Below are 329 nucleotides of genomic sequence, written 5' to 3'. Positions count from 1 at the left end.
AGGTCGAGCACTTCAGCTTGCGGATAGCTTCGGCCAAGACGACCTTGCCGCCAGTGCGGCGACGGAAGATGAAGCGGATGTTGCCGCTGGTCGCCTGGGTGTAGGGGTCGCGCAGCATCTCCATCGAGACGCGATCGACGATGGTGTACGCCCTGCGGTAGTCACCATAGGCAATCGGATACAGGCCGGCGCCCTCGGACGGCATGTCCGGGAACTCCGCGTAAGGATCGCCGTCGATCGAGTTTGGCTTGCCCTGCGCGATGCCCGGCATCCAAATGTAGTTTTTCTGGGCATCCTTGAGCTTGCGGACCGCGCCGATGGTGGTGCGG

The 329-nt window shown here is 62.9% G+C and carries 1 protein-coding gene; it reads right to left on the bottom strand.

The genetic code is table 11. The annotated features are described in order from the left end of the window. The coding region (locus X742_RS0139930) for a phage major capsid protein (protein WP_031248903.1) at positions 1–329 on the bottom strand (329 nt) is incomplete at both ends.

The sequence above is a fragment of the Mesorhizobium sp. LNHC229A00 genome (assembly GCF_000502415.1).
In the GTDB taxonomy this organism is placed as follows: Bacteria; Pseudomonadota; Alphaproteobacteria; order Rhizobiales; family Rhizobiaceae; genus Mesorhizobium.
This window is presented reverse-complemented; position numbering and strand designations above follow the sequence as displayed.